The 9,018-nt window shown below is 48.6% G+C and carries 8 protein-coding genes; 3 read left to right on the top strand and 5 right to left on the bottom strand.

All coding sequences use genetic code 11. The features are described from left to right. Window positions 1-172: 172 nt before the first annotated feature. Complete coding sequence (locus tag ABD028_RS14790; protein WP_343845922.1) at window positions 173-586, top strand: Dabb family protein; 414 nt, start codon at window positions 173-175, stop codon at window positions 584-586. 259 nt (window positions 587-845) lie between these two features. On the opposite strand, the gene ABD028_RS14785 is transcribed toward ABD028_RS14790, so the two are convergent. Further along, the gene (locus tag ABD028_RS14785; RefSeq protein WP_343845921.1) at window positions 846-2,618 is read right to left on the bottom strand and encodes an alkaline phosphatase D family protein; all 1,773 of its coding nucleotides are present in this window, start codon (window positions 2,616-2,618) and stop codon (window positions 846-848) included. Between the two features lie 56 nt (window positions 2,619-2,674). On the opposite strand from ABD028_RS14785, the gene ABD028_RS14780 reads away from it, so the two are divergent. Both ABD028_RS14780 and ABD028_RS14775 read left to right on the top strand, forming a co-directional pair. Further along, the gene (locus tag ABD028_RS14780; protein ID WP_343845920.1) at window positions 2,675-2,965 is read left to right on the top strand and encodes a hypothetical protein; all 291 of its coding nucleotides are present in this window, start codon (window positions 2,675-2,677) and stop codon (window positions 2,963-2,965) included. Beyond that, complete coding sequence (locus ABD028_RS14775) at window positions 2,923-4,212, top strand: NAD(P)/FAD-dependent oxidoreductase (RefSeq protein ID WP_343845919.1); 1,290 nt, start codon at window positions 2,923-2,925, stop codon at window positions 4,210-4,212. The genes ABD028_RS14780 and ABD028_RS14775 overlap by 43 nt, the downstream gene beginning before the upstream one ends. Before the next feature lie 650 nt (window positions 4,213-4,862). On the opposite strand, the gene ABD028_RS14770 is transcribed toward ABD028_RS14775, so the two are convergent. The 4 genes from ABD028_RS14770 to ABD028_RS14755 form a co-directional block, all read right to left on the bottom strand. Further along, on the bottom strand, window positions 4,863-5,552 hold the full coding sequence (locus ABD028_RS14770; protein WP_343845918.1) for a hypothetical protein: 690 nt from the start codon (window positions 5,550-5,552) through the stop codon (window positions 4,863-4,865). A gap of 67 nt (window positions 5,553-5,619) precedes the next feature. Beyond that, a complete protein-coding gene (locus ABD028_RS14765) occupies window positions 5,620-6,129 on the bottom strand; it encodes a demethoxyubiquinone hydroxylase family protein (RefSeq protein WP_343845916.1) in 510 nt (169 codons plus the stop codon). A gap of 202 nt (window positions 6,130-6,331) precedes the next feature. Further along, a complete protein-coding gene (locus ABD028_RS14760) occupies window positions 6,332-6,682 on the bottom strand; it encodes a hypothetical protein (RefSeq protein ID WP_343845914.1) in 351 nt (116 codons plus the stop codon). Between the two features lie 909 nt (window positions 6,683-7,591). Beyond that, the gene (locus tag ABD028_RS14755) at window positions 7,592-8,866 is read right to left on the bottom strand and encodes an FG-GAP repeat protein (protein ID WP_343845913.1); all 1,275 of its coding nucleotides are present in this window, start codon (window positions 8,864-8,866) and stop codon (window positions 7,592-7,594) included. Between the last annotated feature and the right edge of the window lie 152 nt (window positions 8,867-9,018).

Below are 9,018 nucleotides of genomic sequence, written 5' to 3'. Positions count from 1 at the left end.
CACAGAGTGTTGAAGGTGATGAATACTCTGCGGGCCTTTCTCTGCGCCACTGCGTCACCGCGAGAAACATCTAAATCTTCGTGGGAAAAACAAAAATCGTAATGCCCTGAAAGTACCCAACACCAACTGTATCTGCTAGCGTTTTAACCAATCAGAATTTCAGGACCGCACTATGCAAGATGCTTCCCGTCGCCAATTTATCACTTCAACCGCTCTGTTAGGGGCAGCGTCAGTGCTGCCAACCACTGTCTCAGCACAGACTGCTTGCCCATCGCTGCCCAGGCTGATCCACCAGGTGTATTTCTGGCTGCATAACCCTGATTCGGTGGAAGATCGTAATAAGCTGATTGAAGGACTAAACAGCCTGCGACAAATAGACAGCGTACGTGGCCTGCAAATCGGCCTGCCGGCCTCGACAGAAAAGCGAGAGGTGGTGGATAACAGCTACCAGGTTGCCGAGACTATGCTGTTTGACGACGCCGCAGGCCAGGATGCCTATCAGATCCATCCGCTGCATAAGGCCTTTGTCGAGCAGTATTCCTACTTATGGCGCAAAGTAGTGGTTTACGATTCCATGGCTGTTTAGCCGGATATCAAACCACGAAAACACGAAAAACTCTCTCGCAGAGCCGCCAAGTGCGCTGAGATAACACTCTGAAATCTCTGTGAATCTCCGTGTCCTCCGTGTCTCTGTGGTGAAAACGTATTAATTCAAATTACAAATAACCACAGAGGCACAGAGAACACAGAGGAATTGAAGGCGTTGAATACTCTGCGCGCTTCACTCTGCGCTCTCAGCGTCTCTGTGTGAAGATTCCGGTATCATGCCAAGCCGCAGAAAAACGCTAAGCATCCAAGCGGTTAGCGCCAGCCATCACCCGCAGAGTTTTGCTGCGGTCTTCCAGCAGCTGATAGCTTTTGGCTTTAATGGTACTCACATATTGCCACTTGGCGTCCACCCAATCGCGACTGAAGGACAGGGTTAAAAAGCCGCGGTCAGACAAATTGGTGTAGTGCAGATGGTCAATCAGCAAGCCAATCACCTGTTCTGTTTGTGCCACGGTTTGCGGGTTATCCAGATTCAGGTAGTTTTCCATACCGGGGGAAGATACCGATGAGGTGGCAAATTCCACTCCAGCATGGGCACCTGGTGCCACCGGGTTATTAGCCGCCGTCACCAGATTGCCAGCCCAGCCGTTATGGGTATCTCCGGCCAGTACCACCAGATTTTTGTTCATGGCTCTGGCGGCACCCAGCAGTGCCTCACGTTCATAGGCATAGCCATCCCAGGCATCCAGGTTATAGGGCATAGTGGTTTCTACCCTGGCCCGCTCAGCCGCCGTGACACTGGGATCACCAGCCAGTACCCGGCCTTTGATTTGTGCCAGTTCAGCAAATAACTGATTGGCTTTGGCCAATACGCTTGACGCATCACCGCCAGCGGCCAGTGTCGACGCCACCCCGCCCAGAGTCAGCAAAATTTCCGCCGGCATCCACATTTTGGTCATCAGCACTTGCTGGCCCAATACCTGCCAGATGGCCTGCGACTGCGCCATATGGTCGGTCAGCCAGTTTAACTGCTGGCCGCCCAGCAAGGTGCGGTTGCTGTCGGTCAGCGCCGCCATAAACGCCCCCTGACCGGCCTGGCTGGTCAGGTCAAAATCCGCATAATCAAGCTGTTTATCACGGGCCAGCACGCGGGTATCCAACATATACAGGCTCAGCAGATTACCGAATTCGAACTTGCGGTAAATGGGTTGGCTGCTGTCCTGGCCACGGATCGGCATCCATTCAAAATAGGCTTTCAGGGCTGCCAATTTGCGATCGTCAAAGTTGCCTTCACCGTCGTTATGGTTTTCTGCCCCTTCACGCCAGGTGTCATTGGTCACTTCGTGGTCATCCCATACAGTAATAAAAGGCACGGCCTGATGGGCAGCCTGAAGCTGCGTATCTGAACGGTACAGCGCATAGCGCTTTCGATAATCGTTTAATGTCAGCAATTCGCTGTTGTTATCACTGGGCAGGCTCCGGCCCAGAGCCTGTGCGTCTTCACTGGCATAGCCCCCTGCACCATATTCATAGATGTAATCACCCAGATGCAATACCACATCCAGGTCGTCCAGTTTGGCCACTTCGCCATACACATGAAAATAGCCTGCCGGATAATTAGAACAGGACATCACGGCCAGTTTAATCTGGTCCACGTCACCTTGTGGCAAAGTGCGGGTGATACCAACCGGTGACAAACGCTCATTGCTGGCAAAGCGGTAAAAATAGCGCGTACCGGGTTCCAGATTCAGCAGGTCTACTTTCAGACAATAGTCGCTGTCTGCAGAAACCTCTGCCATACCGTCATGAACCAGATTTCTGAAGTCTTTATCCAGGGCCACTTCCCAGCGTACGTCCAGGGATGCCACCCCGGCCACATCAGGACTGACTCTGGTCCAGATCACCACAGCATGCTGTAATGGGTCGCCGCTGGCGACGCCATGGGTAAAAGACACGGCAACATTGCTGCCTTTATCGCTACTACTGCAACCTGTCAGGCCATAGGACAAAACAGCGGCGCCGAATCCGGCGGCCGAAGCCTTAAGGAAGCTTCTGCGAGTCAATTTCATGGGTGAATCCTTAGTAAATTTGTCGCGGTAGCTTATCCGACCAGTGTGACAAAGATTTGAACGTCATCGTTAAAATGCAGGTCAGTTTTACTTACAACTTTTTTGCATTTATCCGCACGCCAGGCATGGGTTTTCCCGGCGCATGCCCTTATTATGAAAGCATGCAATATACGCTTTCCTTCTTACCCCCACCCACGGCCTTCAGGCTGTTTATCTTTGCTTTTGGTTTCCCCCGCTCAATTGAGCACGGCACTTGTCCTGCCGATGGCAAACATAAACAGATCCTTAACTTTGGAGTACAACCATGGAAACTATCCTTATTGTCGGGGGAGGTGCCGGAGGATTAGAGCTGGCCACCCAGCTAGGGCATAAACTCGGTAAAAAGAAACTGGCGCAGATTGTGTTGGTAGACAAAAACACCAGCCATATCTGGAAGCCGCTTCTGCATGAAGTGGCCAGTGGCTCGCTGGACACCAGCACCGACGGTGTGGCTTACAGCGCCCACGGTGCCAAGCATCATTATCAGTTTCAGCACGGTGAAATGACCGGCCTGGACACGCAGGCCAACAGCATTCATCTGGCCGCCATCTTTGATGAAGACGGCGATATGGTGGTGGCCGAACGCCATCTGCATTATGACAAGCTGATACTGGCCATTGGCAGCGTGTCCAATGACTTTGGCACGCCCGGGGTGGCGGAGCATTGCTATTTTCTCGACTCCCCAAAACAGGCCGACAAGTTTCACCGTTCGCTGATCAATAACTTTGTGCGGGTCAATCAAACCGGTAATCGTGAAGATCTGCGTATCGCCATTGTCGGTGGCGGTGCCACGGGCGTGGAATTGTCGGCCGAGCTGTACCATGTGGCCGCCCTGGCCCAGCGCTATGGTCTGGCACAAATTAATGCCAACCGTTTGCGCATCAGTTTAATTGAGGCAGGCCCGAGTATTTTGCCGGCCCTGCCTAAACGCATTTCTGATTCCGTGCGCAAGGAACTGATTAAACTGGGGGTCGAGGTGCTGGAAAGTACCAAGGTGGCCTCCGCAGTGGAAAACGGCTTTTTTACCGCCGAGGATAAAACCATTCGCGCCGATTTAATGGTGTGGGCGGCTGGGGTTAAAGCCCCGGATTTTATCAAGGCACTGGGCATATTTGAGCTAAACCGCCTGCAACAGATAGTCGTTACTGGGCAGCTTCAGGCTAAAGGCTTAGACAATGTGTATGTGATTGGCGATTGCTGCGGTTGCCAGCAGGCAGACGGCAGTTGGGTGCCCCCTCGTGCCCAGTCGGCCCATCAGATGGCTTCACTGGTGGCGGGCAATATTATGCGTGCACGCGCAGGTAAACCCCTTAAGGATTACCAATATAAAGACCATGGCTCGCTGGTGAACTTAAGCCGTTACAGCACCGTGGGCAACCTGATGGGTAACCTGACCGGCAACAGCCTGTTTATTGAAGGTCGCATTGCCCGCTTTGTGTATATCAGCTTGTACCGTATGCACCAGGTGGCCATTCACGGCTGGTTTAAAGGCATGCTGATGATCCTGGTGGAGAAAATCAACCGCGCAGTGCGACCTAAGCTTAAGTTGCATTGATACGTTTGTTCACCGCCGAGGCGCTGAGAACACAGAGAAGGTAAAAGCAATTAAAGCTGTTAATCACCGCGAAGCGCACAGAGAACACGAAGAAAGGTCTGGGGTTTCTGGCTTCTTCGTGGCTTTCGTGTGCTTTGTGGTCAATAGCATTACAGCACAGCCGGATTTATAAGGGCCGACTGTGCTTTTTTGGAGTGAAATAATGTCAGGTAAAAACTGGGAGGTAGTTGAGACCACCTTGCCCAAATAGCCGAAAGTTTAACTTGGATGTGACCCTGTCTATTCACTTCCTACCATCTATCGTCTTTATCACGGATGATGGTAATGATCTTACCCTTCTTAGCACCCCGATAGAGCCGATCACCAATTTCAAAACATGTACCTACTGTAAAAATAACTAAAATAAGGTCGATATTCTCAACAATCAAAGCTGTTGTCTCTTCAAAATCAAATGACAAGAGGAAAACGCTCACCCATATTGTTGGAAGTATAATTAAAGAACTAAGCAACATTGCGCCGATACCATTCGCAATAGATAAGATGACGAAGTGAATTTTAGTCAGGGCTTTATCCCTCTCTAGTTAACTCCTGCATACAAGGATAATAAAGTTTGGCTCGAGCCAAACTTTACTAGTCTGCGCGTTGATTTTCTATAAGCTGATCTTAGGCAACTCTTTTGTTCTACCCAGTTCAAAGTTGGTTAAATTAATAGTTGAGCTAAATGACTTACCGTTTAACTGATATATTATGAATAGCTCCGTTTCAGACAAAAGTGTGCTTCCAATTACCTGCTCTATATCTGTTAATACTTCCCTGTAACCAGAACCATTAGGCTTAGAGATAGCTATTGTTGTTAAGTCACTAGTAGTTAGGTGGCTATCACCATTAGAATCTAATTTCACCAAGGTATAAAGAATGGCTAAGACGGGCTTTTTGGAACTGTAATCCCCTATTCGCAATTGGTCAGCATGTTCAACTAAATAGTTTGTGTGATCAAAAAGCCATTTACTTGAATCAGTTTCAGTGTTTATAAACAGGTAGTTTCGAGTGGAACTTGAAGACTTGCTAAAATATTCGCGGTTAAAGCTCTGATCCGAATCTAAAGGAATCATAAGCGTTTTATGACCAGATAAGTGAGTGATGTGGCCAAGTCTCCAGGTTTCCTTTACTTGGTCGCCATCTTCAATATTAACGATATTGTGAGTATTTCGCTCCCTAGTTACATCCTTTAAAATTTGGTACATTGCAAATAAAAGTACGCCAATTGCCAAAATACCCACAACAGAAATAACCAAGCCGTTAAAACGCCAAACTAACTTAAAAAATTTATTATCTTCCATGTACAACTCCTTAATGGCTTAACGCTGCGCCCTGCCATTTGTCGGCAGTGGGGCATTGTTACATGATTTAGAGCTTGGTCGACAGCCAAATAGCAAACTGCGTTGACCACTGAACAAGCCAGAAAATTGGCTTATAGAAAATGGAATGCCTACCATTCTTCTGTCCCAATGCTTGATGCTCTTCCTCGTCTTTTTTGATACTCAAAACAGCAGCATAGGCTTCAGCATCATGAATCTCCAAGAACGCCAATTGCCACTGCAAGTGATGCAGCACCGCTGTTTCTACTGAGTTTGTACACACCCAGATAGCATTACGCCCTAAAAGGGCTGTGATAATGCCAAGGCTCCAGCCTCCCAATGCCCATATAGTAAGTCCATAACAGTGCCGGATACCACGGGCTTTAAGGAGCCGATTGAACCTACCGTAATGTTCATGCTCATGGCTTAGCATTTCTTCGAGCACCATAACCAAATCTTTATACAGAACCCTGGCGACAAGTAGTTGAGCGCTATAGATTCCAATAGCACCTCTTTCGCCTGCATGATCAACCCTGATAATTCTTTCAACTTCTCTCATGCAACCAACTTGAAGTTCGACTCATGTAACGCCTTAAACAGCGAAAAACATGAGTACAGTGATGGTTTTTTAGATGGTTTAACTTACTATGCTGCACTTAGATCTAACTTGTGTAGGTTGTCTAATTTAGCCGCCCTTTTGGCCAGTCAAAGATCATACGAGCCGCAGAATGGCGTTTTGATGGCTACTGTTACATGCAAATTCACCTGACAAGCCCTAAAACCTCTGCACCGTCAAAACTAACAATTAATTGATTGCAACCTTTTGAAGTTATTTGAACATCAACAAATGAATCATCCGCTGCGCTATACATCTGCGCATCCCATAACGAAGAATTTGATGTTGGCATTACACCTTTTAAAACAACTAATCCAATTGCTTTTTTATTGTTGTCATGGGAATAGACAGTGGCCTCAGCTTTGTCTAAATCAATTAGTAGTTTTGCGGGCTTAGCAGAGTGATTCCAAATTCCCGAAATATCACAGTCACCTTTGGCATGAGCAGAAAAAGTCGAGGCCACCAGCATAGAACTAAAAACTAAGAACCTGAACATGAACATCCTTTGCATATTACAATATTGTCAGAGGGCTAAGCGCCGCGTTTAAACAAGGTGCTTCGCAGCACTTTTGCAAGGTCACTTTTTAGCATGCTTATAAGCCTTTGCCCAGTAAGAGTTTTTTAGGTTGCACTAAGAGGTGCCGAGGAAAGACGCACTTGGTCCATACACTTATTGTTATGCGGCTTCATATCTGCATGTATTCACACCATCTGCTTCGTTATGTTGGGTACTTAAGGATACTTACGGTTGATGCTGCCCTCTCATATTGAACCCACAACTTCAAGCCATTATCACAAGATGCCCTAAGCACAAAATCCTCGCACTGGCGATAATCAAGAATTCGTAGATTTTCTGTAGTACATCGATTTATTAAGTAAACCGATGATGCCCCTACCGCTTTCGTCCCGCTGAAAAATTCCCGGTCGGTTCAGAGAGCAGTGGAAAGGGGACAAGTCGTCGTCCGGAACGACTCGACTAGAAGATGCCGCTTTTTAGCTGAGCAGTAATGGTAAGGAGGTCAGGTATCAGGCCTTTTCCAGGTAATTATTTATCTACCACGAAGATCAGAAAAGCACGAAGAGTGGGCGATCTCTATCGCCCTTCGCGGTCATAAAATGGACAGCCATGAACTGCAGGAAAAAGCGCTAACCGGCCTTTGGCCGAGATTAAAATTCCCCTCGCTGTGACGCAGGGGGCACAGCGAAAAGCCCACTCAGCCATTTACTGTTTTTAATTACTCTGGGCGCTCGGCGGCTCTGCGAGAAAGGCTTCCTCGTGGTGAAACAGAGTTATTTACCTGTAGTGGTCTACTGAATCGGGTCTGGAACCAAATTAGACAGCTTTATCTGATTCGCCACGGGCAATGTCTTCCACATCGAACGCAATCCTATGCGCAGTTTTGCCTTATTTTTCCACCGCTTTAATGACAGCATTCTGCACTTTAGAACCACTATCACCATTTAAGTCTTGTACATATACCGCACCGGACTGCTGGCCATTGGCATCATGGTGGGGGGTGGCAATTACGGCAACACCCTTTGATAGCGCAACATTCCAGCCAAACTGATCACCAGGCTTTCCATTCTCAGCCACAACCTTGCTGGTACAACGCCAGCCGTCAGGGCCTTTTTTGTAAACATATAGTGCGCCAGTGTCGGTGCCATTGGCATCATGATTCATGGCACTGATAATGGCGGTATCGCCACTTAACGCCACACCGCGGCCAAATCTGTCGTCTGCCGCACCATCTGGTGAAACCAATTTACGCTCTTGCGTCCAGGTATTGCCCTCTCGCACAAAGAGATAGGCTGAGCCAGCATCTACCCCTAATTCTTCAATATCGTCTCGTCTTGCCGAGATTAATGCGGTGTCACCTGAAATCGCGACCCTGACGCCAAAAATATCGGTTTTACCGCCATCAGAGGCCACCAGCTTAGCTTGTTGTTGCCACAGATTGTTAGCCATCGCATAAACGTATACGGCCCCGGCGTTTTCGGCTTTTTCATCATGCAAATCTGCGCCAACCAGTATGGTATTACCGTCAATTGCGACACTGATGCCGAACAAATCCTTTGCCGCACCGTCGCTGGCGGTGATTTTGCTTTGATAGCGCCATGCGCCGTTTTCCCGCTGGTAAATGTACGCCGCGCCGGAGTCCTCACCCAGGGCGTCGTTACGCGGGGCACCGATAACGAGGTAGTTATCAGTAAGCGCAACACTCTGGCCAAACGCATCGCCTGGTTTTGCATCAGGTGCGGTAAAAATCTGCTTCTGTGTCCAGCTATTGGCTGCGCGTTCAAAAGAAATTACCGCGCCCGAGTCTTTGCCTTTGTCATCCCTTCCCATCACACCGAGCATAGCCACATCGTTTTTCAATGCCACTTTGCCGCCAATGGTGTCGTCAGCGAAGACAGGATCGGCAACAAGCTTGGCTTGCTGGTGCCAACCTTTGTCACCTAACACGTAGACATAAGCGACCCCGGCATCGGTGACCCCATGAATATCAGCTTTATAGGCGCCCACCAGCAGCGTTGTGCCATCGATATCCGCACTGTAGCCAAAGTAATCCTCGGCCTTGCCATCGTCTGCTAAAACCATGGTCTGCGTTGCCAGGCTATCGCCTGCCACTAAGCTAAGGACTGCACAAAGGTGCAGTTTGACGCCATTGATGATTTTCACCCAATCCCTCTGATTTCTAATAAGATTTCTGAGTGTAAATGTATCTGCGAGCGCAGTTCAACCAACACTTCTGGATAGACATATCTGTAGTGGTCAAGTATTTCCAGACACCAGTTTAGGTTGTTCTGCTTTCACTGGTGGCAGCCCCGCAT

It is taken from the genome of Bowmanella denitrificans (assembly GCF_039522935.1).
GTDB classification, from domain to species: Bacteria; Pseudomonadota; Gammaproteobacteria; order Enterobacterales; family Alteromonadaceae; genus Bowmanella; species Bowmanella denitrificans.
Note: the sequence above shows the minus strand (reverse complement) of the source record. Positions and strands in the feature narration are given on the sequence as shown.

Excerpts from the sequence above, each read along its gene's own strand:
- ABD028_RS14790 (WP_343845922.1), top strand. The coding sequence starts at position 173 with ATGCAAGATGCTTCCCGTCGCCAATTTATCACTTCAACCGCTCTGTTA.
- ABD028_RS14785 (WP_343845921.1), bottom strand. The coding sequence starts at position 2,618 with ATGAAATTGACTCGCAGAAGCTTCCTTAAGGCTTCGGCCGCCGGATTC.
- ABD028_RS14775 (WP_343845919.1), top strand. The coding sequence starts at position 2,923 with ATGGAAACTATCCTTATTGTCGGGGGAGGTGCCGGAGGATTAGAGCTG.
- ABD028_RS14770 (WP_343845918.1), bottom strand. The coding sequence starts at position 5,552 with ATGGAAGATAATAAATTTTTTAAGTTAGTTTGGCGTTTTAACGGCTTG.
- ABD028_RS14765 (WP_343845916.1), bottom strand. The coding sequence starts at position 6,129 with ATGAGAGAAGTTGAAAGAATTATCAGGGTTGATCATGCAGGCGAAAGA.
- ABD028_RS14760 (WP_343845914.1), bottom strand. The coding sequence starts at position 6,682 with ATGTTCAGGTTCTTAGTTTTTAGTTCTATGCTGGTGGCCTCGACTTTT.